The sequence below is a fragment of the Nocardiopsis sp. MG754419 genome (assembly GCF_018207095.1).
GTDB lineage: Bacteria > Actinomycetota > Actinomycetes > Streptosporangiales > Streptosporangiaceae > Nocardiopsis.
The window spans coordinates 1-495 of the sequence record NZ_QOCZ01000358.1 but is presented as its reverse complement, the minus strand read 5'-3'; the positions used below and the strand labels follow the sequence as shown (position 1 = coordinate 495).

Sequence of the window (495 nt, the reverse complement as noted above, 5' to 3'; positions counted from 1 at the left end):
GGTCGGGGTTGTTGGGGATGCCGGCGCACCAGCCGAGTTCGGTTTGGCCGTAGTGGTCGCGTACGGGGATGCCGAACAGGTCGGTGGCCCAGTCGATGACGTCGGGTGCCAGGGGTTCTCCGGCGCTGGCCAGGCGTTGCACGATGATCTCGGGTGGCAGGGTCTTGGTGGCGGCGCGCAGGGTGCGGTAGGTGGTGGGGTCGGAGGCGAAGTTGGTGACCTGGTAGAGGCCCAGGACGTCGAGGGTGAGTTCGGGGTCGAAGAAGCCGGCGCGTAGGGCGAGGGAGTTGTGGCCGGCGAGCAGGGGTGAGATGAGCCCGTGGTAGAGGCCGTAGGCGGAGCCGGGGTCGGCGGTGTTCCAGTAGGTGTCGTCGTCGGTGACGCCGAGGCCGTGGTGGTGGTAGGCGTGCATGGCGGCCAGGGCGCGGACGGGGACGCGGGCTCCGCGGGGTGGGCCGATGAGGTTGGAGACGTAGAGCAGGGCCAGGGTGGTGT

General features: G+C 69.9%; 1 protein-coding gene. It reads right to left on the bottom strand.

All coding sequences use genetic code 11. The features are described from left to right. Nucleotides 1–495 (bottom strand): AMP-binding protein (locus DSY14_RS28110; protein WP_211719602.1); only part of this gene is annotated, 495 nt, incomplete at both ends.